Here is a 24756-nt window from a genome sequence, read left to right as displayed (position 1 = left end):
TCATTAAGATTCTTTGAACACTTCGGGCAAGACCACAAACATGAGCGAGATACTAAAGCCAATGACAAGTCCAAGCAGTGCACGCTTTTTCGCTGACATGCCTTTATTGCCTTCATCAAGAACTTGAGCAGGGTCAACAATCTTCGCCTGCTTCATTCCAAGCTTTGTAGACTCCAATTCATATAAGAATCGTTCTTTATCTACTTTTGAATCGTTGCTGACAGATTCGTCTTCCAGAGCAGATAATCTACTTTCAATCACCTGCTGCCTTTTTGTAAATAATGCTTTATCTTGCTTCAGAAATGTATCCGACACCTGCTTCACGACAGCTAAAGCATGATACTTCTCAGCATCTGTGAAGGACAGCTGTAATTGTGTATCTGATTGATTGGTGAGGATGAGGCGGCTTTTCACATCCTGCCTTTCTTCTTCTTTGATGTCACTGAGTGCTTCATTCAGAAAGGCATCACTTTTTAATAGAGATGTCACTTCAGCCATATTGTTATACACTCCGTCATCATATTTACCAAGCGTGAGAGTAACAGCAGCTGTGTAACTAGACTGCTGCGTTGTTCCTTTGGCAAAAAAGAATCCAAAAGCGCCTAATACGACAGGCAGCAGTACGAGCCATACGATATACTTTTTGATTCGCTTCCCTATTCTAGATATGAAACCAGACATGTTCATTCTCCCAACATTGACGTATTTGCTTTTTCACTAGTGTAGCCATACCAGCGCAGCATCACACACGGTTTACCAAGTCTTAAACCGCTGTTTGTTTTTCAACATATTCACCGCTGCGATCACGAGGCCTAAAAAGACCCAGTGGAAATATAAATTCGAGACAGAACTAGGACTGATACTTGAAACGAGAAAGCTCAGCATGGCAGCGAACAAACCTTCAATGATCATTTTTGCTGATCTTGTGTCAGCCCATTGGTATTGTTTATACAGTGTGAACATGAGATAAGCGTAGACGGAGATATAGCCCAGCATGACCGCAAATCCAAAGTTCGTCATCACTTCCAGCAGCCAATTGTGCACTTCAACCACTTGATCTGTATCAAAGATTGAAAAGTGGGCTAAGTAGTAAGACACATTCCCCGCTCCGACACCAAATCCGTATGAATCCGTAAAGAAATGCCATGCATTTTTGATCAAATTCGCTCTCGCAATGTTAGATGGGAGTGGTTCACTAAAAGAATGCGCGACCTGAGAAGCGAGAAACAAGTCATAAAAGACTGAATAAATCTTGGCTGAAAAAACCGCGATACAGATGACACCAAGTCCGCCTGCTGCGATGAGTGACCACTTTTTGAGAAAGCGCGGCAGGAGCAGCCACACATAGATGGCGGCTCCTGCAAATATGCCAAGCAGGCTTGCGCGGGATTCTGTTAACAAAATGAGATACAGTGCTGCAATGGCGCCAAATAATCCAAATGCTTTGATATAACCATTTTTCATTTGCCGCATACACGCTAAATATAAGAAAAAGCTAATCGATAAAAACGTCGCAAAGTCATTTTGATTAAAAAAGACAGCTGTAGGATAGTGCTGTTTATACGCCGGCCCAAGATACAATGAAGTATTCGGTAAATGGTTCAAAGTAAAGTGATTATAAAACCCTATCCCCATGACAAATACAGTCATGACGAGCCAAATGCTATAAAAGGTGACCACTTGATCCATTCGCTGGATGTACATGACCACAAGAAAGACAAACCCCATCCCCATCGCAAGCAGGGACATATATTTGAGACCGTCTGTCACCGAATGAGCCCACAGCAGTGAGATGAGCCCATAAAGAAACCATGCAGCGAAAAAACCAAGAATCCCTTTTACACGAATCTGCTGCCACTGCGATATGTACGTCCCCTTATCTCTCATCCGCCATATGAATAAAGCAAAAGCAGCAATGAGCATAATACGGTAGAGAAAAAGACTAAAGAACCCAGCACTAATTGAAAAGAAAGCGTTGTTGAGAAAGGTCAATGCAATTAAAAGATAAATGGCTGACATGAACACTTGCTCACCGTTCATGTATAGCTTCATTAACACGAGAAAAGCCGTCAGGATCAAAAGCAGGACCGGAATAGCGACGATCTTTTTTAACCCGATGGGCTGCGCAGACGCCATTTGTACAAGTCCTAGCCCTGCTGCAAATAATATACATCCGATCATGATTTGCCATGCTGTTTGTTTCACGCTCATACCCATTTTCCTCCTAAGCAACCCATCCGATTTGAGGGATTAAGCCTTGACTTCCTGTTTATAGTAGGAAATGGTACGAGCCAAACCTTCCTGTAAACTCACAACAGGCTCCCAAGCTAAGACTTGTTTCGTTTCCTCATTTGCTAATGTACTATGCACGATATCTCCTGCACGCTGCGGCTTGTAAATCGGTTCAAGCTGTGATCTCGTTACCCGTTTCATCGTTTGAAACAGTTCATTCACAGTGATGGAATGACCACACGAAATATTTAAACAAACGTTTGATTGGGCTGTTAATGCCGCAACATTCGCTGCCGCTAGATCACCCACATAGATAAAGTCTCTTGTTTGTTCCCCATCTCCAAAGATAAAAGGGGCCTCATCCTTTGCAAACTTATCAGAGAAAATAGAGACAACACCGCCTTCGCCAAGTGCGTCTTGGCGCGGACCATATACATTGCTGTACCTAAGAATACAATAGTCCACATCATAAAGTGATTTTGCCATTTCTAAATACCGCTCTACTGTCAGTTTTGCTAAGCCATAAGGTGAACCAGGCTTCAGACGGTGAGCGGTGTCTACTGGCAGATATACCGGGTCTCCATAGACAGCTGCTGATGAGGCAAAGATGACTTTTTCCACTCCTGCTTCAGCCGCAGCTTTCATGACGTGCAGAGATCCTTTGATATTGACCTCTTCGTCAAAAACGAAATCCTGAACGGAAATGGCTACACTTACTTGTGCTGCAAGATGAATGATATAATCCGGCGCGATTTGTTTGATCAAATCAATCGTCGCTGGCTTTGTGACATCTGCCTCTATGCATTGCACGGAAAGATGGGCAATATTTTCTCGAGATCCAGTTGAAAAGTTATCAAGAACGATGGGCTCATAGCCTTTTTCTAGTAAAGCCTCTACCGTATGTGATCCAATAAATCCGCTTCCCCCAGTAACCAATACTTTCTTCATCCAAGCTCCCCCTGTTATTGTGCCTTCGATACCAATTCTGCTTCCCATACACTTGGGCGGCCGATAGACTGGTAAATAAATCCTCTCTCTTTCATTTCTGCTGGATCAAACAAATTCCTTCCATCAATTACAATTGGCGAACGAAGCAGCTGCTTGATCTGGTCTTTATCCATCTTCTGTACGTCATCCCATTCTGTTAGGATGAGACAGGCATCGGTATCTTTTACTGTTTCATACAGGTCGTTGCTGAAAACCGCCTGCGGACCAAGCTCCCGCTCAGCTTCCATATAAGCAATCGGATCATAGGCTTTTACAAAAGCACCTAGCTCTCTCAGCATTGGGATAATATCTAATGCAGGTGCGGAACGCATATCATTCGTATTCGGTTTGAATGCAAGACCTAAGACAGAAATGGTTTTTCCTTTAATATCACCGAACACACTCATCAGTTTGCTGACAAGGTGGGCTCTTTGGTTGTTGTTCGTTTCAATGACAGATTCGATCAGCTTGAACCGATACCCGGATGTTTCGGCAATTTTGAGAAGAGCCATTGTGTCTTTCGGGAAACAAGAACCCCCAAATCCAATGCCTGCTTTTAAAAATTTATGCCCGATGCGGCTGTCTAATCCAACTCCTTCACTGACTTTTTCAACGTCAGCGCCTACCCGCTCGCAAATATTTGCAATGTCATTAATGAAAGAGATTTTTGTGGCAAGCATGGCATTTGCAGCATACTTAATCATTTCAGCACTTTCTAAGTTGGTCTCCACAACTTCTGTTTGAAAAGGATCATGCAGCCTTTTGATGATGGTGGAAGCATGAGTGCTTGTTGAACCAATGACCGCCCGCTCCATATTCATCGTGTCTTGAATTGCAGAGCCTTCTCGGAGAAACTCTGGATTGGATACGACGTCAAAGGGATATTTGCTGCGCGATGCTTTTTCCACAATGGCTTGAACGAGACGGCCTGTTCCAACGGGCACTGTGCTTTTATTGACGATGATTTTATAGCCATTCAGGTGTTCACCGATCGTTTGAGCGACGGCTTTCACATACGTTAAATCCGCTTCCCCTTGTGGTGTCATCGGTGTCCCTACGGCAATATAGATAATCTCTGATTCCCTAATAGCGGCAGGAATATTCGTTGTAAAAAACAGTCTTCCTTCTTCTGTATTCTTTTCAATCAATTCCTTTAAACCTGGTTCATAAATGGGAACGACACCACTTTTTAAGCTGTTGATTTTTGATTCATCGATGTCACAGCAGATGACACGATTTCCGATATCAGCAAAACAAGTACCCGATACTAACCCGACATACCCTGTTCCAATCACAGCAATTTTCTTCAACATTTTTCATCCTCTCAGTAAAAGCATATTGTCCGTTCCAAGCTGTTTATCTATCTATCATTCTTTGCACATTTCATCTTGTTTAAACGATGGATGTTGATTGATTGAGCACCTTCTCATATTGCTGAATGAGATGCTTCGCATTATGTTCTGATGAATATTCTGTATGAACCATTTCATGAAGATCGCTTTTCACTTGCTCATTCCATCTGTTTTCATAAAGGCAGGCGTGAATCGCCTCTTTCAACTGACTCGCCGAACGTGGTTCAACGAGCAGGTGTTGATAGGTAGAAAATAAGGATGGGAGACCGCCAACCCGTGTTGCAATGACAGGTACTTTTAAAGCGAGCGCTTCTAGAACGACGGTTGGCATTCCTTCACTGTAGGAAGGGAGTGCAAACAGATCAGCTGCCATTAAGTAGTCTCTTACCTGCTCATTCGGCACCTGCCCTGGGAGTATAATAGATGCTCCCGCCCGTTCCGTGAGCTCCTTTGCAAGGGGGCCTTTTCCGACAAAGACTGCTTTCACACCATCCATGCTGCTGACAGCATCAGCTAATTCAAGCAAGCCCTTCTCTTTTACTAAACGCCCGACGAAAACAACGAGCTTATCTTGAAGCGGTAACCCTAAGTGCTTTCTGATGCCTTTTTGACCTTCTTCCGTTCTTGAAAATGATTGGAGCGGAATACCAAGCGGAAGACATTTTGCTTCTACCTTCGTCATATCATTTGTCTTTTTAGACAGCTCCTCACTCACTGTCAGAACAACAGACGCCTGCTTCACTGCCGTTTCAAAGGCTGCCTGTGCCCCTTTGCTATAGCTCGGATATACGTTCACATCACTGCCGTGTAAGGTCAGAAGATAAGGGATTTGCGTTTCTTTCTGAATGACAGCCGCCGCTCCGCCAGACGGCATGGCAAAATGCGCATGGATGAAATCTGGTGACAGCTGATGATGCTGCATTGCCCGGAGAACGGAAGCCGCTATTCGTTTACTCGGCTGTGCCCATTTCAGCTGTCCAGGGAGCGCTCGATAAGACGGTCGGTAAACTGTCACTCCGTTCCGCACTTCCTGTTCAGGCAGCTCTTTTTTCTGCCTATAGGATGCCTTGAGCATCCGTAAAACCGGCGGATTCTCTGGATTAGGACAAATGACAGTCACTTCTATTCCTTGTTTGAGCAGCTCCTGGACTTGCGTTTCATGAAATACGCCCTCACTTGGATGTTTTTCACTAGGATATACACTTGTCAGCCATAGTACCTTCATGACGAACGACCTCTTCTCAATAATTTGCCTGCAGCCTGGGGATACATTTTGATGAGCAACAAGCCATACAATGCAGCACTGACACAAACAGTCAGAAGTAATTGAAGTGAAATATCTGCTGATGTCAGCTTCATTCCTTGATGTAAAGCTATCGCACAGATCGCCATAAGCAGTGTCATGATAGCAGGCTTTCCAAGTGATCTTAAATACACCTTCATATCAAGCTGAATGACATATGCCATGAGCCATCTGCCGACAATAAAGTTGAGCAGGCTGACACCTGAGTAAATCCAAGCTACTGTGAGCAGACTGCCTGTCATGACACCTGCATATAATGCACAGCCATACACGATGAGCATCCCCGTATCCCAATAAAAGGCTAAGTCCGCTCTCCCTTTTGCAAGAAGTATGGAACCGTTTGGATTCATCAGCACACGCAGCAGGCCGACAATGCACAATATATTTAAAACCGGAACCGCTACTAGCCATTTCTCTCCAAACACGACTTCTATAAAACTGTCTGATACGGCAGCAAGGCCGATTAATAATGGAAAACTAACCAATGCGAGCATATTCGTCATACTTAGGAAACCCTCACGCAGCATGGAGTGATCACGCTGACTTTTTGCGAAAACTGGGAAAGCCACTCTCGTCACAATCGGATTTATCTTCAGTACGGGTATCGTCACAATTTGATACGCCAAGCTGTAAATACCTAACGCCTCCGCTCCAAGAAATCGGCCGATTAAAATCATGTCGATGTTCGATCCTGCTCGGTTAACCAATCTGGATGCGAGCTGGAATGCACCGAATGAGAAAAATTCTTTCACCTCTCCTAATGCAAAAACAGGTGCTGGACGCCACTTCTTCCAATAAGCCGCTGCATACATGAGACCTTTTCCTGATTGCAGCAACACTTGAGAAATGACATAGGCGATAATCGGATTCATGAAGAAGGCGAAAACGAGTAAAACGAGCAGCGATATGATGGTCGCAATGGTTTCAATAGTGCTTAATGTTTTAAAGGCTAAGTCTTTTTGCATCATATACTGGTACTGCTGGCCAATCGGTGCGATTAGAAACATGATCGATAATAGCTTGAGCAGACCCTCTAGCTCTGGCCGATTATAAAAAGCGGCTATCATTGGGCTTAGCAGGATGAGCAGAAAAAATAAGATAATCCCTGTGAGCAAGTTGATCCAATATAATGTAGATAATTGACGTTCTGTCGTTTGTTCCTTTTGAATGATCGCTGCCCCAATTCCTAGATCAAGCAAAATCTGCGTAAATATTGTGACAGTTGTGATCATGCCAACGAGTCCAAACTCCTTGAGTGACATCACGTTCCCTAAAAAGGCGAACTGTGCGATTTGGATAATGGTGATGATCAATGCGGACAAGCTTGTCCATTTTGCTCCGCCTAGCATGCGTTTTTTCATACTTGCCATTTCTCTTCCCTACTTTACTTATCTGGCTCCGTCACCAGTCATGATGACTTTTAACGTTTTTACCATAATCTTCGTGTCGAGAGAAAATGTCAAGTTTTGAATATACTGTAAGTCGTGTGTTAATTTTTCACTTGGACTCATTTCATATCCGCCATTTACTTGAGCAAGACCTGTCAGCCCCGGCTTTACTGCCAATCTTTTTGTGAAGCCTGGAATCGTCCGATTAAATTCTGCGGTAAACATCGGTCTTTCCGGACGAGGACCTACGATACTCATTTCTCCTTTTAACACGTTGATAAATTGCGGAAGTTCATCAATTCTTGTTTTACGGATGAATGCCCCCACTTTGGTGATACGCGGGTCATTTTTTTGAGCCCATTTCGCTCCTCCGCTTTCTGCGTCAGTTCTCATCGATCTGAGCTTCCATAATTTAAAGTAAACACCGTCTTTCCCGACCCTTTCCTGCATATAAAAGGCTGGCCCTGGTGTTTCTAGCTTAATCAAAAGAGCAAACAGCAAAATGATTGGCGTACTCAACATCAATCCGATGAACGAGAACATTAAATCTATGAAACGTTTTGCAAATAAATAACGAACCATATGTTCTGTTAAGGCAAAAGAGTGATTTCGTCTCACTTCATATTCTCTGTAAAGATTCATCGCTTTCTCTGCACTCACTGACCTGCACCTCACCATTCAAAGTAGTTGTTGTGTAAAGAGATGTTCTATGAAAGTCAGTTTAGCAGAGCAACATTAAGCAAATGTAAATGCGCTGTTAAGTCTTGTAAAACTGTGTTAAGAATGTGCACTTATATCAAGTTATGCCCTTTTCAACGTAAAAAAGACCCGCAATTCTGCGGGTCTCCGGGTCTTTTCTTTATTTTGCTTTTACAGATTCGATCGTTTTCAATCGAAGTGTTCCATTTGCATCTTTTGTATAGGTTACTTTTACTTTTGATTCTTCTTTTAAGCTGTTCACTTGTTTAGAAAAGGTATTTCCGAATTGAATCGCTACTTCTTTTCCATCAATGTTGACAGCAATTGTATGTCCATCAGCCAAACCGACATATGTGCCTTCTTTGGTGACTTCATTTTTCTTACTAGTTGTTGATTCTTTCTTTGTTTTAGAGTCAGATTTTGAGTCAGTTTTTGATTGGTCTTTAGCAGGTTCTTCTTTTGTAATTTCTTTGCTTGAGCTGTCTTTTGCTTCTTCATCAGATTGACCTGCTGGTTCTTCTGTTTGAGCAGCTGTTTCTTTGCTTTGATCATCTGATTTTTCATTTTTTGATGATTGATCATCTTCTGATTTTTCGTCTGCAGCCTTATCTTTGTTTTGATCGGTTGCTTCAGTTGTTTCTTTTTGACTGTCATCCTTTTTGTTATCGCTTGATTGATTTGTTGTGCCGCACGCTGTGAGCAATACTCCTAGAAGCAATACGAGAAACGGCATTGTGATTAATTTTTTCAAGATCGTCACCTCTTCATGATTTGTCGGTTTGCTGAAGATTTATGCGTAAACCATTCACCTTCTATGTTTCAATTATAACAAACATAGCCAAAAATGAAATGTATTTTTAACTTGACAATGTTTCTTCGTGGACTTTTAAAAAAAGGCTGCCGAGTTCTTACTCGAGCAGCCTAAGAGGAGTATCTGAGGCACCCCTCAGGTTTGTGTTTTCTTATCTAAAATAACCTGACACACCGCTTGAAATACCTGACGCTAAACGATCTTTATACGTAGCAGATTTCAAGATGTTTGAATCAACTGGACTAGAAACAAAACCAGTTTCTAAAAGAACACTCGGCATCTTAGAATATTTAATGACGTAGAAGCCAGCTGTTTTCACACCACGGTCTCTTGTCCCTAGTGCACTAACCATTTTTGGCTGGATGTTTTGCGCCAGCTTCAGGCTGTTTGCAGCCGCATATGTTTTGTCATAGTATGTTTCTGTTCCATTTGCACTGCTGTTATCATTTGAGTTCGCATGGACACTAATGAAGATATCCGCTTTCGCATTGGCACCTTTGCTCACTCGTGTTTGAAGACTATCAAATGTGTCTGATGTTCTTGACATGGTCACAAGTGCACCAGCGTTGTTTAATTTCGTATTTAAACGCTTTGCTACGTCTAAATTCAAATTCTTTTCATATAATCCGTAACCTACAGCTCCTGAATCATGCGCGCCATGACCTGGATCAATGAATACTTTTTTCCCAACAGCCGGGTTTTTCAGCTGGTTTACAACAGTTGGTGTGACAGTATTTGTACTGCCTACGACAGTAAATTTAGTGATTTTCTTGCTGCTCACTGTTGCTCTTGTTACTTTTGGCAGCGTCTTTTCATTCGTTAGAAGCAATGCTTTGTTTTGCTTCGCCGCAATGCCTGCAGCAGAAGATGAAGTGGCATAGCCAAATCCTCTTCCTACATAGGTATTATTGACGCTCATATTGTATTTTTTCACAATATTTGCCGCGACATCATAACGAGTCGAGCCTTTGATTCGTGTTGGAGATTTCAATTGGTTATAAGCTGCTTTTGTGACGTAATTCTCTCCGCCTACTACAATAGTTTGTTTCACATTGCTTGCTTTTGCAACAGAAGCGATTTCAGAACGAAGTCCCTTTTTATCTGTGTATAGAATCGGGAATCCTTTTTGAGCGGCTACAGGTGCAATTGCAATCCCATGTGCATAGAAAGAACCCTCAACGACAACGACGCCTGCTGGCTTTTTCATTTTTTTCGCGATATTGGCAGATAGCTCATATCGGTTTTTTCCTGAAATACGCTGTGTGGAGATGCCCATTTTCTTCACTTGATTGACCACGTTGTTTGACACACTTGATGTGCTGCCTAAAACGATCACCGTTTTTGTTTTTAATGAAGTTAAGGCTTTCTTTGTATCACCCGAAAGGCTTTTACTGTTTGTGTAAAGAACTGGTCCATTTTTTTGATGTGCAAGTGGAATTCCTGCTGTTGCATCTGCATACGCAGTTTTCCCTACTAAAACGACTGTACTTGCAGTTCCCCATCCTTTTTTCGCTACGTTTGCCGCTACAGCATATCTGCTACCGCCATCAATTCGTGAGACTGAATTGTCTGCCAAAGCTGTTGGAACGATAACGAAAATAGCGATGAGGCTGAGGATGGCTGTTTTCATCAATGAGCGCATCTTCTATGTCCTCCTTTTACCCTTTAATAGTTTGTTAGTTTTGTACCTGGATAGTAGAACGAGAGTATGGAAGAATATGAGTTTCCAGATTCAGCTCTCGCTTTGGCTCCGTATTGGCTCATACCAATGCCGTGGCCATATCCTTTTCCTGAAATCGTGAAGTCATTTGTGTTGTTTTTGACTGACGCAAACGTGCTTTTCACTTTTGTTGCGCCCATGACTGATCGAAACTCGGTCATCTTCATACTTGCCGTTGTGCTTTTGTTCACCGAATATGTGCCTGTTTTGTTTTTCAGATGGTATGTCAGTTTGATCGATACCGTCTTCGCACGCTGGCCTTTTGTTTTCCCTGAGAACGTCAGGCTTGAGATGGATGCGATTTTCATATCAGATGCAGCAGTTTCTTTGTTTTTAAGCAGCCATGATTTCAGGCCAGCAAGGTCAGCTGCATTTGTCTCTTTTGCCTTAGACCATTGAGATGCTGCTGTGCTAGCAGTCAATGTCGTGCTCAGTTGTTTTTTAGAGAGTTTCAGTGTCCATGGATTGACTGGATCTTTTGGATCCTTTTTGGCCACTAAGTATGGCAGTGCATTTCCCCATACTTCTTCACTTGCCTCTGTATAACCGCCATTGCTAGAGTAATAGGTTGCTGAAATGAGTTGATTGTTGTATTTCAGAACCTTTCCTTTTGTGGCATCGACAGCTTTTGTCGAATTTGTGTACCAGTTATATCCTCCATAGACTTGGAAGGCTGTTGTATCAGGGACGACTTTTCCAATACTTTTCACAGAATACGTTCTAGCGGCAACTGCCTGTGCTTTTAACGCTTCAACATTCCAGCTTGCAGGCATTTCATTTGGCACTACGCCTTTTAGATAGTCTTCAAATGGAATATTTTCGAGAGTCGGCCTGATATACCCTGATTCAATTGCAAAGTTTACGCTGCCTAAATACGGCTTTCCTGCAATTTGAAGGACATTTTTTGTTGAATATTTCTCAGGAACAACTCTTACTGTGTTATACGTTTTTATGCCTTTTAATGAAATTTTTCCGTTAGAAATATTCAATTGGTAGTTTTGATTTTTTTTCAGATAAACTTGTTTGGCTAAGGAATTTTTCAAGCTATCTTTAATCGCACTTGTGCTGCCCGCAAGATGATAAGCATATGTACCTTTTTCCTTCAACAGTGCTTTTAAAGACGCTGTGACAGAATCGGGTTTCACATACACAACGGTACTGTTAGATTTTGCAGCCAATTGCGACAGCGGCATAGCATAAATATAGCTAGAGGCTTTCGCCAAATAAACTTTATCTGCATTAATATTTAATTTCTTTATAATATTCACAGATAATTCATATCGATTGGCGCCGCTGATTCTTGTCACCTGTGAGGTTTTTTTGATTTGATTTTCAACTTTTTGTCCAGTACTTTTCGTACTGCCGATGATGATCACTTTACTTGGCATTCTATAAGACGGAATGGAATCTTTTTTTGTTAACAGGATAGGGTATCCCTTTCTCGATGCATAGGATGCAATGGCAATCCCATTCATAAATGAGTTCCCGCCGACAACGACAGCTTGCTTATAGTTACCCATTTCTTTAGCGATTTTTTGGGAGATTTCAAACTTGTCTTTTCCACTAATACGTCTGACTTTGCCATACTTTTTAATAGATTTCTCAGCAGCTGTTGAAATGCTTTTCGTATTTCCGACAATCAGAATGTTATCCGGCTTCATTTTCTTCAGCTGGTTCTCTGTTGTTTTTGTCAGTTTTTCAATATTCGTATACAAAATAGGTGCGCCCAGTTTGTATGCTAACGGTGATACAGAAATTGCATGATCAAATGCATCACGACTGACAATGACAACAGTTGATGGATTTTTCCAGCCGGCAGACGCGATGCTATTGGCTACTTCATAGCGATTTTTGCCATCGTATCTTTTTGTGACAGCCACATTCGAACCTGAAAGCTTGTATTCTCCAGTTGTGGATACATCCATCGTTTTTTTGTTTCCGATATAATTAGACAATTTCACTGAAATTGTCGAGCTAGCCATGGCAGACTGAAAGGGTGCAACTAGTAGAGTCAGTATCATGAGAACAATTAGTGTAACGCCTGTTTTCTTCAATTTTGTTCATCCCGCCCATCTTTTTTACTTCTGTTTTTCAATCTTCTGGATTTCCTTTTGACCACTGTCATTAATAAAGTAAGAGATTTCTACTGTGTCTCCTGGTTTAAATTCATTTAACACATCTTTAAAATTATCCGTAAATTCATAGCTTAAGGTCGTATTCACTTTTTTCACTTCGACTGTATGTGCATCAGCCATTCCAATAAATTCAGCTTTCTCTTCCAGTACCTGAGGAGTTGAACTGCTTGTCTTGTTTTCTCCTGTGGACTGCTCAGCCGTTCCACATGCTGCGAGCACGATTCCTAGTAGCAGTATTAAGAACGGTAAAACGACGATTTTCTTCATTTTTTTCACCTCATGTCTTTGTATCGTCTTATAACTTATTATTTTAAGGTAAATTTAAGGTTTTTTGAAACCTTTTTTTTGTTACAACGTCTATATCTAGGTTCAGAGTAAAAAAATAACTTGTTTATCAAGATTCGTAAACCTATAATCATGGAAGAATCATAGAAAAGGTGAGGGACATTATGAGAGCTGAAAGAAAAAGAAAGAAGAAAAAGGTTCTTTGGATTGTTTTATCGATTATTGGCTTATTCGTATTAGCAACTGGCGGATACGCATATCATCTTTGGAACACAGCAGCATCGACCGTCGCAGGCATTCAGGAGAATTTAAAGAAGTCAGATAAGCGTGACAAAGATGTCGATTTAAATAAGAAAGACCCGATTTCTATTTTAGTCATGGGTGTCGATGAACGAAAAAATGACCGAGGCCGTGCAGACACATTAATATACATGACAGTAAATCCGAAAACGAAAACGACCGAAATGGTGAGCATCCCGCGTGATACGTATACGAAAATTGTCGGAAAAGGCACAATGGATAAAATCAACCATTCCTATGCATTCGGCGGTACACAAATGGCAGCAGATACTGTAGAGGAACTGCTTGATGTACCTGTTGATTACTTCGTTAAAGTCAATATGGAAAGCTTTAAGGATATTGTCGATACACTTGGCGGCATTACGGTGAACAGCACGTTTGCATTTAGCTATGATGGCCACTCATTTGGTACAGGAGAGATTAACCTGAACGGGGATCAAGCCCTTGCCTATACGAGAATGAGAAAGCAAGATCCAAAGGGTGACTTCGGACGTCAGCAAAGACAGCGCCAAGTCATTGAGGGCATCATTGCAAAAGGTGCCAACATTTCATCTATTACGAAATTCGGCGATATGTTCAAAGTCGTGGAAAATAATATGAAGACAAACATGTCATTTGACGATATGTGGACGATGATGAATGATTATCGTGATGCAAGACAGCATGTGGAGCAGCACGAGTTGAAAGGATCAGGCGCACGTATCAATAACATTTATTACTACCAGCTTGATGACAGCAGTCTGGCTAAAGTGAAGAAGGAATTGAAGGAAAGTTTGGAGTAGTAAAAAAAGAAGACTACAGAAATGTAGTCTTCTTTTTTTATGATTGAAATGGAACTGGTTTTTCTTCGCTTAATCCAAAACGATGGAGAAGCTCTTCGACAATTCGTTTTGACGCTTGTCCATCACCATATGGATTAGACGCCTTCGACATGTTGTCGTACTCTTTCTGATCGACTAGCAGCTGTTTTGCCATATTGTAAATGGTCTCTTCATCTGTACCCGCGAGCTTAAGCGTACCAGCTTTCACACCTTCAGGGCGTTCTGTTGTATCGCGCAGCACTAGTACTGGCTTCCCTAGAGAAGGCGCCTCCTCTTGTACACCGCCAGAATCCGTTAATATAAAGTGTGAGGCAGCAGCGAAGTTATGGAAATCAACAACTTCAAGCGGCTCAATTAAGTGCACACGATCAAGATCACTGAATTCTGTCTGAGCCGCATCACGAACAGCAGGGTTTAAATGTACAGGGTAGACAACCTGAACATTTTCAAACTCTTCTACAATACGTCTAATCGCTCTAAACATGTTTTTCATCGGCTGGCCGAGATTTTCTCTGCGATGAGCCGTTAACAAAATCATTTTATCTGTGCCTATTTTCTCTAAAATAGGGTGTTGATACTGCTCTGTAACCGTTGTTTGCAATGCATCAATCGCTGTATTCCCCGTCACACAAATCGTCTCTTCTTTTTTATTTTCAATTAAAAGATTCTGCTTTGCCTCTTTTGTAGGAGCAAAATGAATATCGGCAATCGTCCCTGTCATTTGTCGGTTCAATTCCTCAGGGAACGGCGAGTATTTATTGTGTGTTCTTAAACCCGCTTCAACGTGACCGACAGAAATTTGGTGGTAGAATGCGGCCAAGCTTCCTGCAAAGGTTGTAGTTGTGTCTCCATGAACAAGGACAATATCAGGTTTTTCCTCTTGGAATAATTGATCTAGTTTCAATAGTGCATTTGATGTGATTTCAGATAATGTCTGGCGTTCTTTCATAATATTTAAATCATGATCTGGTTGAATGTTAAAGGCTTTCAACACTTGATCAAGCATTTGCCGATGCTGTGCAGTCACAGTGACTGAGGATTTGATTTGCGGATGTTTTTTTAGCTCAAGGACAAGGGGTGCCATTTTAATCGCTTCAGGCCTCGTCCCGAATACAGTCATTACATGTAATGTTTTCAATAGTCGATGCCTCTTTCCTTCTCATTTATCATAAGTGTATTATACAAAAGAATAGAAACGAATCCTAATCATTCTATTTTCAATTTTTACATCCCCTTTACTCTTTTCAACATAAAAATTTACAAAAACTCTTTACAATAGATATTGAATCAGAATCATGCATTTATCGTAAATCATTTGTCATTTCTATCATTTGTAAGTTACACTTTATGAAAGATGAAAAATGAAGTCAAATCATTTTTTCTATATGTAAGGAAGGTGCAAAGTTCATTGAAAAAAGTACGTAAAGCCATTATACCAGCTGCAGGTCTCGGAACACGTTTCCTCCCTGCAACAAAAGCAATGCCTAAAGAAATGCTTCCAATCGTTGATAAACCAACCATTCAATATATTATTGAAGAAGCTGTTGAATCAGGAATCGAAGACATTATTATCGTCACTGGAAAAGGGAAAAGAGCTATTGAGGATCATTTTGATTTTGCACCAGAGTTAGAGCGCAATCTTGAGGAAAAGGGAAAGAGCGAGCTTTTAGAGAAAGTGAGAAAATCCTCTAACATTGCTGACATCCATTACATACGTCAAAAAGAGCCAAAAGGACTCGGACATGCTGTTTGGTGTGCACGTAACTTTATCGGTGATGAACCTTTTGCTGTTTTATTAGGTGATGACATTGTTCAAGCCGAAACACCTGGACTGCGTCAGCTAATGGATGAATATGAAAAAACTCTTTCATCAGTCATCGGGGTTCAGCAAGTAGCAGACAGCGATACGCATCGCTACGGGATCATCGACCCACTTACACAAGAAGGACGCCGCTATCAAGTCAAAAACTTTGTTGAAAAACCGCCGCAAGGAACAGCACCATCGAACCTAGCCATCTTAGGGCGCTACATTTTTACGCCAGAGATCTTTATGTACCTCGATCAGCAAGAAATTGGTGCAGGCGGAGAAATTCAGCTGACAGATGCCATTCAAAAGCTGAATGACATTCAGCGCGTATTTGCCTATGATTTCGAAGGGAAACGATACGATGTCGGCGAGAAGCAAGGCTTCATCGAAACGACGCTTGAGTTTGCTCTTCAGGATGAAGAATTGAAAAAGAAACTCATTCCATTTATGAAACAGCTTCTCGAAAAAGAAGAAGTGAACTAAAAAAGCTGCCGGTATCGGCAGCTTTCAAATTATTGACAAAGGGCTAAAATGATCTTTATTTTAGCCCTTTGTCTTCTTTTCAGCGTGATAGAAAACCTTTGCAGTCTAGGAAGGACGAGCACAGGAGCAGAGCGAATTTGACATTCGTGAGCACCGGAGCGCAGACCTGACACCGAATGCGAGGGTTTGCCTACACGCTGAAAGTTGCCGGCATCGGCAGCTTTTTTAATTCATGACTGAAATAGTCAGTGTATGCTGTTCATTATCAATGACAAACAGATTGTTTTCGCCCTTCACTGCGAATTTCGTTTGTTTCTCATTCATCCAGACATTCTGTTCTGTCAGCCCAAGTGTGGAAGGAGAAATGGACATCACCTCTCGAAACACAATCGTGTTTGCCTGACCATTTTGAATGACATAGTCAGTTTTCTCTGTGGTCAATCGTTCAATCGTATCTCCTTGATCACTTTTGATCGAGCTCAGCGTCTGCATTCTTTGCTTTAGCACAGATTCTTCTTTTCCAAGGAAAGAAAGTAGATACTCATATGAACCTGCTGATGCAGGCGATACATATGAATTAAACTGTCCTGGTCCAATGGATAATGACTTTAAATCCTCTGCATTTTGAAGCGCATCATATTTAACAAAATACGTTTCTGACGCTGTTTTAATTTGAACGGTTTTTTTATTTTCAGCCACAGCCTGTACTGCTTGTCCAAATGGCAAAGTGACATCCACCTTTTTTTTCATGGCTTGGTCTTTGTAAACCTTGAGTGGGTCAGCCGTGACAATCATCTGTTGATCCACCTTTTTCATATCGGGCGCCCCCTTCGTCTGCGGGTTCTTTGACTGAGGCGCTTCTGCCTTATCTGATGAAATTGCACCAAATGTCGCCAGTGTACGAAGCGGGCGATCCGAAAACATTGATAAGGCAAGCAAAATCGTTAAGGCCGCTAAAACTGTCACTTGAAATGCGGGTCCGAACAATGAGCGCCGTTTTCCGTTCTCTTGATAACGAGACACCTTTTCTGTCTTTTGTACGCCTTTTCTGCCTTCCTTATGTTCCATTTGGTATTTTTGTTTCTCTTTCTTGGAAAGCTTGTTAAACCAATCAACAAACTCCTTATACTCTTTCACGACCTTTTTCGTATCATCAAACATACGAAGTTCACCATAATGCATCCAAGCCACCCGATCACAAATTTTTTGGATTTGGCTAATAGAATGACTGACAAAAAAGATCGTCTTTCCTTGTTCTTTGAATTCTGTAATGCGGTCCACACATTTTTGATAGAAGGTTTGGTCTCCAACAGACAGTGCTTCATCAATAATAAGGATATCTGGATCGATATGTGCTGAAATGGCAAAACCAAGACGGGATTTCATTCCGCTTGAATAGCTCTTTACAGGCTGGTCAATAAAGTCACCAATATCCGCAAACTCTACGATTTTTTCATAAAGTTCGTCTATCTCTTTATTCGTCAGTCCCATCATTAAGCACTTTAAACGAATGTTATCTTTTCCGCTTAATTGGTTGTTCAGCCCTGCTGCAATGGCAATTAGCGATGGCTGGCCGTCCATATCAATTTCACCACTTGTCGGTGGAATGATTTTCGCTAGAAGGTTCGACATTGTCGATTTCCCAGATCCGTTAATCCCCACAAAACCAATGGTCTCGCCTTCATATACATCAAAGGACACATCACGAACAGCAAAGAAACCTTTTTCATTTTTATTAGGTAAAAACAGTCCTTTAATCTTATCCGACTGTTTTTTATATAGGACGTATTGCTTGGATACGTTTCGAAACGAAACCTTTAGTTTCATCGTATAATCTCCTTACTTTTTAAAGAAAATCGACAAATTTATCCCTAAATTTCATATGAAGCAATGAACCGACTGTTAAAAGAAGAAGCGTGATCAGCCAAAAATAAAGTGTGTATTTGACATCATGGAAGAACCATTCTCCCTTTAACAAACTATTTCTAAAACCATCAATAATGTAGAAAAGAGGATTCAATCTTAATATGTCCCCAATCCACGCTTTGTCTCCAGTGAGCTTTTCTGAGATATTCCAAAAAATCGGCAGCAAAAAGAAAAGTAATCGTGTCACAGATTGTAAAAGAAATTGATAGTCTCTCACGAGTACGCTGATCGTGGAATTAAACAAACTAAACGAAAACATAAACGCGATCATACAAATAAAATAGTATATATATTGCAGCCAATGCGCGTCAGGGTAGATGCCATAGGAAATCAGCACGATTAAATAGACGCCCATCATGACAAAGTAGCTGAACAAGTTGGACATAATCACCACAGACGGCAGCGCACTAATCGGAAAATTCATTTTCGATACCATATTAATGCGTTTAAACACACTGTTTGATCCATCAAGAATGGTCGGACTAATGAAGAACCAAGGGATTAAACCGGCAAGCATCCAGATGATAAATGGAACCTCCACGCCGCCAATGACAATTGGCTGTCCTCCGCGAATACCCATACCAAAAACAAACCAGTAAGCCAGCATTTGAATCAATGGATTTAAAAACTGCCATAAAACACCTAAATAATTCATCTGATATTTTGATTTTGTTTCATAAACAGCAAGTCGCATAATCAGCGGAAATGAGCTGATTTGCTCCTTTAGTATCGTCAACATTGCGTTCATTGTTATCTTCCTTAACAAAAGTTTTGAGTACCAAAATTAAAAGCACCGCTCATAATTGTAACAGATGTTGTTTATTTTTTCACTTTAAAGACAAAACAAAGATGCTATCCTTCATAAGTATAGGAATTATTTGCTTGATCATAGGTTATAAGCAAATTTGGGATGATATTTACATTTCAGAATAATGTATGTTAAACTATCTTGACTATATAATCAGACTATATTAATTGAATATCCATATTATAGTTATTCAGTATTATTTTTACTCATTATAAATAGATTATTAACTAGATTTTAAGGAGAGAGACTATGGTTTCTTTAGAAAGTATTTTAACTAGTAACTCTATCTTATCTTTGTTCATACATTCATATGATAAAAAAGACCTAAAAACAATAAATTTCATTCGTGATAATCAAACATTTGATTTTCCTCTACAGCAGAATAAAGATGGTTTTTACGTAGCAGAAATACGTGCTAAAGACATTCTCCCTCTAAAAGGTTCCTCTTTCAGTATCTTCGTAGCAGATCAAGTTGGAATACTCACTCCGCTACAATATGCCGTTCATCACAAATGGCAAAGAAAGATTCTGCATAGAGAATTGGCTGTACTAATTAAAAGAACAAGCAATGAAAACTTACAAACAAAAATAACATTCGAAATTTTAAATGCTAAAAAAAGAACAAACTTATACAAAACCAATTTGATTGATTTCATGCTTGAAAATTATACTCTCACAATAAATGGTGTTTCAAACATTTTAGACATTGATGCTCCATTAGATCAAAGGAAATTCTTTATTTCATTTCATAGAGTACCTTCAAAGGATAAAATATTATTTCCTGTTGATTCAATTTCAGAAGATGGAATTTGGTCTGCACACGTAGATTTAAGTTCACTTGGCCTTCATAATTTATATGAGGGTATCTGGCAAATTCATTTTTATGAAGAAGTAGAGGGTAAGTTACTAGGATCGTTTATAAAAGACAGAAAAAAATTGGTTTCTACAAATTCATTTAAGACTGCTGATCATCTCTTTCAATGTCAATTTAAAAAGAAGAATAGTGGATTGATATTAGATGTCAAACAAGAGAGTCTACTTGTTTCTTTTAAAGAGAGCTATATTCAAAATCAAACGATGATTGCAAAAATATCTATAGCAAGTGAACAATTAGCATTAATAGATCATCATGTTTCTGAAATTCACATGATGAATAACAAAGACACAGAGAGTACTGTGTTAACTAGAATGAAACGTATAAATGATGAAGATTTTATTTTAAAGATACCTTTTAAACGCATCATTGAAGCCTTACAAGAAGGTAGTCAGAAACAATCTGACTGGCTCTTTTTATTAACAAATAAAAAAAGCCAGAAGACTATTTTCGCCAAAGTCACAAATCACTCTTTGACTTTTGATGAAAATAACGTTCTTAATATATTTGAGAAAGTGCCTTTTGAAGTAGGACTACATCGAACCGCCAGTCAAAACTTGAGTTTTACAGTTAGAAAAGCAAGAACCGTAAGAAATCTCTATCAAGTTAAAAAAATACGCGGTCACTACTTAAAAGTTGAAGGCGCTGCTATCTTAAGAGGCTTAGAAATGCCTCATTCAGATTCTGTTAAGCGCTCATTAGTCCTAAAAGAACGCGCATCTTTAAAAGAAATAACCATTCCCGTACAAAATAAAAGAGACTTAACTTTTGCTTATCATTATAAACGGGACAAGAAAGACTATACGTACTGTGGGTTCAAAGTGTTATTTGATACATCCACACTTCCTGAAGAAAAAGGCGTTTGGGATTTCTTTATAAGATTCGATACAGAAAAATTTTCATTTAATAGACGTCTAGGATTTGTTAAGTATACTTATAAGAAAGACAAGTATCTTTCTATTATCAAATATAAAGGCAACGATAATAATAAGATTTTTAACTTTTCATCAACGACACCAAAGGGAAATTTGAAACTAGAAGTACTTCCCTTTAAATCTTCTATTTCTGAGGATCAAATTAGTGAAAGCAGAGAAGAAGTTTGGATTATAGGAGAAAGACCAGATACTGCTCAAGATACAGGTTATCACTTTTTCAAATATTGCAGAGAAAAGCATCCTGATAAGGAAGTTTATTATGCTATTGAAGAAGGAAGTAAAGATATTCGAAATATCGAACATCTTGGAAACGTACTGACCATTGGCTCACCTGAACATATTGAAAAAACACTACAAGCTACACACTTTATCGGTTCTCATGATCTAGAATATTTCCTTCCATTTAAAATACCACAATATCAACATACGAAGAAAGCAAAAAGAATCTTTCTTCAACACGGTGTAATGGGAAGAAAATCAGCTGAATATCATCGATTTTTCTATCAATATCCTTTTCATATAGTTTGTGTCAGCTCGGTTTATGAAAAGAAAATGATGATGGATCATTTTGGTTACAAAGAATCAGAGGTTAAGGTGACTGGCTTATCAAGATTTGATCATTTAGCTAATTCTAAAACAACCGATCATAATGGTGATAGAGAGATTTTAATCATGCCAACATGGAGAGAATGGCTAAATACAGAAGAAACTTTCTTAAAATCGGATTATTACGAGAAATATATTTCGATTCTAAAGGATGAAAAACTGCTTCAAGAATTAAAAAAACATAGAGTGAAACTCTTATTTTATCCACATTATCGAATGCAGCCATATATCTCTTATTTCAACAAATATAAGAGTGATGTAGTGTCTATTTTGGAATTGGGTGAAGTAAACGTTCAAGAATTATTAATGAGAGCCTCTCTCCTTATTACCGATTATTCTAGTGTTTCATTTGATGTAAGTTTTATGAAAAAACCAGTTATATATTATCATTTTGATTTTGAAGAATTTTTCAATAAGGGTATTTTAAGAAGTAAGGAAGAAACTTTCCTAGGTGAAATTGTAGAAGATCAAACAAGCTTAGTGAATGAGATGATTCATACGATTCATAATGGTTTCCGGGAGAAATTATTTGTCGAAGAAAGAAGAGATTTAATTCTAACGTATACTGATAACAAAAACTGCGAAAGAATTTTCAATGAAATATCTTCTTTAAAAGATGATGATTTTTCACTCATTGCTTCCTTAGCAAGAATTTCTAAAGAAACTCTTCAAAATATAAAAATAGCGACCATTCAAACACTAGTCCGAAACTATATTTTCACAATCAGTGTTAAAAAAGTAAAAGTGTTAAAAAGTAAATCTCGAAAAACGCTCAAAGCTCTTAAGTCAATGAAAAGACATCTAAAAAGAAACATACACAAAAGAAACTTTTCTAATTAAATATTTATTTTTTGAAGATGCCAGTACGAGACAATCGACTGGCTTTTTTGTTTACTAATCGGGATAAAAAAACACCTTTAAGTGAAATCAACTTAAAGGTGTTTGTCTCTTGATCAAAATCTTGTTCATACAATAATGCAAGATTTTTAAGCATTATGTTTTTTATCAAACACTACTTCAACGACCCGCTTCGAAGATTCTCCAGTCTCTAAGTAGCAGAATTTCTCATAAAACGGCGAGAATGCCTCTGGTAATGTAAAGGATGGCTGTTCTGTTTCTCTTACCCAGTCAATAACACTTGCTGTCTCTTTCACAAGCGGTCCAGGTGCTTCTTGTTCAAAGTCGAAGTAGAAGCCTCTGAGCTTGTCACGATAGGTTTCAATGTCTGGCACATAGAACAGCATCGGACGTTTGAGGTTTGCATAATCAAAGAACACAGATGAGTAATCTGTGATAAGCAGATCTGAAATCATATAAAGGTCTCTAATGTCTTCGTAATGAGAGAAGTCATAGGCAAAGCCTTCATATGGTCCTAAATCAAAGTTTTCAGCAACTAGATAGTGCATACGCAGAATGATAATATATTCATCTCCGATAGCAGCTCTCAGCTCATGCAGATCAAGGTCTAAATCAAATTTGTACTGCCCTTTTTTATAAAATTGATCGTCTCTCCATGTCGGTGCATATAAGATCAATTTTTTATCGAGCGGCAGGTTCATTTTTTGTTTCAGTGCTCTCATCGTTTCTTCATTGTTTTGATTGTGAAGGAAGTCATTTCTCGGATATCCTGACTCAATCATGGTCTTTTGAAATTGGAACGCACGTGTAAAGATTTCAGTCGAGTAGGCATTAGGAGAGATGAGATAATCCCAATTCGATGCTTCCTTCGTGAAATTCTTTTTGTATTTCTTCGTGTTTGTTCCAGGCATATGCACCTCGTCCATGTCCATTGCCAGTCGTTTTAACGGCGTACCATGCCAAGTCTGCAAGTATGTTGTGTGATCTGGCTTTGGAACCCACAGCGGAAGACGGCTGTTTACGACCCAATACTCGGCTCTTGCCATCGCAAAAATCCATTTCAATGACAGACGATTGATATAATAGATGCCTTTTTCCTTAAACGGTGCTTCATGACCCTTTTTAACGCTCCAGATCAGCGTATATTCAGGGTGATTTTCTTTCATATATTCGTAAATACCACGCGGATTACAGCTGAATTGTTTTCCGTTAAAGCTTTCAAAAACAACGGTTTTCTTTTTCACAGACAGCTTACTCGCCAGTTTAAAGGTCGTTTTAAACGTTCTTGTCACAAGGCGGTTACGGACTTTTTTGATTTTACCGATCTTCTTTTTGAATTTCTTCCACTTGCTTTTGACGTAATACTTGGCACGTGTTTTCATGGTGTAGTCATTAATACGGATGCCAAGCGTTTGTCTTTTTTTCTTTCGGTACACTTCATATCGAATCGGTACATCGTTTCTCTTATGAATTTGAACAAGTCCTTTGAGTTTGTTCGAGCGGTCTCCAAGCACTAAAGAAGTGGTTGTTAATGTTTCCTCTACTCCGTTCACATCGCAGATAAATTCAAGATAGAAGCGATATACAAGGCGTCTGTTCAAGGAATAGGTCAATTCCTCTAAAGGAACTTCTGCTAAAAATTGATAAAGCTGTGGTACCTGTTGATCATCACGGTATTCGATCACTTCATCTTTTATATGGGTGATATTGACCGGAAAACGATGTTCAATTGGTTCTTCACCATTTTTCTTCAATAGAAGTTTTGCTTCTTTGATCTCATATGGATGTTCTGCACTTAGAACACCTGCATACCCGGATAAAGATAACATACATCCTTTGTTGAGCTCGATTTGATTGAATTTTACAACCTTTAGCTCACGCTTGATTTTCAAAGAAGCATTCCCTTTGTCTGTGCGGTATGGAATGATATACAGCATGGCGTCTTTATTTTCTAAAAAAGTCAGCTCAGGCTTTTGTACTTCCATTTTTAAACGGCGTTTATAGTTTGACGTTTTCTCTTCAGATTCATTATCTGTATTGATATCTGCTTCTTTTACTTCTTCTTCCTCTTCTTCGGAATCAGAATCATAAGCTGAGTCCTCAAGCTCGTCCTCATCCTCTTCTTGGTTTGTGCTTAAATAGTCCGTGACATACAAGTTATATGTCTGGCCTTGCTCTAACGCAAGCGGCAGCGATGATTCACTCAATACCAATTTGAATAGATTCTCTTCTTGATGAACAAGCGGAAGGAAAAGCTCTTGTTTTGATACTCTTTCCCTCATAAACAAATAAAATTCCCTATCTGTTAATGGCATGTCATCATCGATGCGAATCAGCATTTCTAGTTTCTCATGGTGATTTTTTAACCCTTCAACAACACTCTTCTTCTTATGAATTCCCTCTTCAATCATTAATCGTTAATCTCC

At 39.6% G+C, this 24756-nt stretch carries 18 protein-coding genes; 3 read left to right on the top strand and 15 right to left on the bottom strand.

All coding sequences use genetic code 11. The features are described 5' to 3' along the window. Positions 1 to 3: 3 nt before the first annotated feature. The 11 genes from tuaF to AMR95_RS02715 form a co-directional block, all read right to left on the bottom strand. Positions 4 to 681, bottom strand: a complete 678-nt coding sequence (gene tuaF / locus AMR95_RS02765) for a teichuronic acid biosynthesis protein TuaF (RefSeq protein ID WP_058837533.1) — start codon at positions 679 to 681, stop codon at positions 4 to 6. A gap of 72 nt (positions 682 to 753) precedes the next feature. Next, positions 754 to 2211: a teichuronic acid biosynthesis protein TuaE gene (gene tuaE, locus AMR95_RS02760; RefSeq protein WP_058837532.1), complete on the bottom strand. Its 1458-nt coding sequence runs from the start codon at positions 2209 to 2211 to the stop codon at positions 754 to 756. A gap of 39 nt (positions 2212 to 2250) precedes the next feature. Further along, positions 2251 to 3180 carry an NAD-dependent epimerase/dehydratase family protein gene (locus AMR95_RS02755; protein WP_058837531.1) on the bottom strand — a complete coding sequence of 310 codons (930 nt, stop codon included), beginning with the start codon at positions 3178 to 3180 and terminating at the stop codon, positions 2251 to 2253. Positions 3181 to 3194: 14 nt separating this feature from the next. Then, positions 3195 to 4532, bottom strand: a complete 1338-nt coding sequence (gene tuaD, locus AMR95_RS02750; protein ID WP_058837530.1) for a UDP-glucose 6-dehydrogenase TuaD — start codon at positions 4530 to 4532, stop codon at positions 3195 to 3197. 79 nt (positions 4533 to 4611) lie between these two features. Beyond that, positions 4612 to 5796 carry a teichuronic acid biosynthesis protein TuaC gene (tuaC, locus tag AMR95_RS02745; protein ID WP_058837529.1) on the bottom strand — a complete coding sequence of 395 codons (1185 nt, stop codon included), beginning with the start codon at positions 5794 to 5796 and terminating at the stop codon, positions 4612 to 4614. Further along, positions 5793 to 7244: a teichuronic acid biosynthesis protein TuaB gene (gene tuaB / locus AMR95_RS02740; RefSeq protein ID WP_058837528.1), complete on the bottom strand. Its 1452-nt coding sequence runs from the start codon at positions 7242 to 7244 to the stop codon at positions 5793 to 5795. Before tuaB ends, tuaC begins: the two co-directional genes overlap by 4 nt. A gap of 18 nt (positions 7245 to 7262) precedes the next feature. Further along, entirely contained in the window at positions 7263 to 7922 is a 660-nt protein-coding gene (locus AMR95_RS02735; protein ID WP_034281119.1) for a sugar transferase, read from the bottom strand. A 199-nt stretch (positions 7923 to 8121) separates the two neighbouring features. Further along, positions 8122 to 8721, bottom strand: coding sequence for a hypothetical protein (locus AMR95_RS02730; protein WP_228280141.1), 600 nt, complete (start codon positions 8719 to 8721; stop codon positions 8122 to 8124). A gap of 202 nt (positions 8722 to 8923) precedes the next feature. Further along, positions 8924 to 10414 (bottom strand): N-acetylmuramoyl-L-alanine amidase, encoded by a 1491-nt coding sequence (locus AMR95_RS02725; RefSeq protein WP_039181847.1) that lies wholly within the window; start codon positions 10412 to 10414, stop codon positions 8924 to 8926. Positions 10415 to 10437: 23 nt separating this feature from the next. Further along, on the bottom strand, positions 10438 to 12546 hold the full coding sequence (locus AMR95_RS02720; RefSeq protein WP_058837526.1) for a SpoIID/LytB domain-containing protein: 2109 nt from the start codon (positions 12544 to 12546) through the stop codon (positions 10438 to 10440). 24 nt (positions 12547 to 12570) lie between these two features. Next, positions 12571 to 12894, bottom strand: a complete 324-nt coding sequence (locus tag AMR95_RS02715) for a hypothetical protein (RefSeq protein ID WP_058837525.1) — start codon at positions 12892 to 12894, stop codon at positions 12571 to 12573. A 182-nt stretch (positions 12895 to 13076) separates the two neighbouring features. On the opposite strand from AMR95_RS02715, the gene tagU reads away from it, so the two are divergent. Continuing rightward, positions 13077 to 13994, top strand: a complete 918-nt coding sequence (gene tagU, locus AMR95_RS02710) for a polyisoprenyl-teichoic acid--peptidoglycan teichoic acid transferase TagU (protein ID WP_058837524.1) — start codon at positions 13077 to 13079, stop codon at positions 13992 to 13994. Positions 13995 to 14031: 37 nt separating this feature from the next. Here tagU and wecB read toward each other — a convergent pair whose 3' ends face one another. Beyond that, positions 14032 to 15171 (bottom strand): non-hydrolyzing UDP-N-acetylglucosamine 2-epimerase, encoded by a 1140-nt coding sequence (gene wecB / locus AMR95_RS02705; RefSeq protein ID WP_058837523.1) that lies wholly within the window; start codon positions 15169 to 15171, stop codon positions 14032 to 14034. 270 nt (positions 15172 to 15441) lie between these two features. Here wecB and galU point away from each other — a divergent pair, with 270 nt between their 5' ends. After that, positions 15442 to 16323 carry a UTP--glucose-1-phosphate uridylyltransferase GalU gene (gene galU / locus AMR95_RS02700; RefSeq protein ID WP_008343198.1) on the top strand — a complete coding sequence of 294 codons (882 nt, stop codon included), beginning with the start codon at positions 15442 to 15444 and terminating at the stop codon, positions 16321 to 16323. Between the two features lie 225 nt (positions 16324 to 16548). On the opposite strand, the gene tagH is transcribed toward galU, so the two are convergent. After that, positions 16549 to 18150, bottom strand: coding sequence for a teichoic acids export ABC transporter ATP-binding subunit TagH (gene tagH / locus AMR95_RS02695; protein ID WP_058837522.1), 1602 nt, complete (start codon positions 18148 to 18150; stop codon positions 16549 to 16551). A 19-nt stretch (positions 18151 to 18169) separates the two neighbouring features. Continuing rightward, the gene (locus AMR95_RS02690) at positions 18170 to 18997 is read right to left on the bottom strand and encodes an ABC transporter permease (RefSeq protein WP_058837521.1); all 828 of its coding nucleotides are present in this window, start codon (positions 18995 to 18997) and stop codon (positions 18170 to 18172) included. 309 nt (positions 18998 to 19306) lie between these two features. On the opposite strand from AMR95_RS02690, the gene AMR95_RS02685 reads away from it, so the two are divergent. Further along, positions 19307 to 22312 (top strand): CDP-glycerol glycerophosphotransferase family protein, encoded by a 3006-nt coding sequence (locus AMR95_RS02685; RefSeq protein WP_058837520.1) that lies wholly within the window; start codon positions 19307 to 19309, stop codon positions 22310 to 22312. Between the two features lie 146 nt (positions 22313 to 22458). On the opposite strand, the gene AMR95_RS02680 is transcribed toward AMR95_RS02685, so the two are convergent. Beyond that, a complete protein-coding gene (locus tag AMR95_RS02680; protein WP_058837519.1) occupies positions 22459 to 24741 on the bottom strand; it encodes a CDP-glycerol glycerophosphotransferase family protein in 2283 nt (760 codons plus the stop codon). Positions 24742 to 24756 lie beyond the last annotated feature (15 nt).

The sequence above is a fragment of the Bacillus sp. G1(2015b) genome (assembly GCF_001482475.1).
GTDB classification, from domain to species: domain Bacteria; phylum Bacillota; class Bacilli; order Bacillales; family Bacillaceae; genus Bacillus; species Bacillus safensis.
The sequence above is the reverse complement of the archived record's forward strand: the minus strand, read 5'-3'. Positions and strand labels throughout refer to the sequence as shown.